At 73.7% G+C, this 285-nt stretch carries 1 protein-coding gene; it reads right to left on the bottom strand.

The window, feature by feature from the left end; translation table 11 throughout:
* Positions 1–285 (bottom strand): exodeoxyribonuclease V subunit gamma (locus CVH10_RS19630; protein WP_146143125.1); only part of this gene is annotated, 285 nt, incomplete at both ends.

Here is a 285-nt window from a genome sequence, read left to right as displayed (position 1 = left end):
GCGCAGCGGCCAGCGCCAGGCGCTCGCGCTCGTCCGTCGGCGCCATGAAGGCGGCGAGCAAGGCGCGGGCGCGCTCGGCCCAAACAGTCGGTGTGGCGTCTTCGGCGGTCTGCGCCCACCAGGCGTTGAGCGCGCCCAGCAGGTCGGCCAGCGCACCGGCGACGGAAGCCTCCAGCCCGCCGACTTCGGCGTAGGGCTCGATGCCGTCGAAGGCGCCGTCGTCTGCCTCGCCGTTCGCGTAGCCCAGCAGCATGCGCTGCAGGCCGAAGCGCCACGTGTTCTGCT

The organism is Halomonas sp. ND22Bw (assembly GCF_003011945.1).
Classification (GTDB): Bacteria; Pseudomonadota; Gammaproteobacteria; order Pseudomonadales; family Halomonadaceae; genus Halomonas; species Halomonas halophila.
This window is presented reverse-complemented; position numbering and strand designations above follow the sequence as displayed.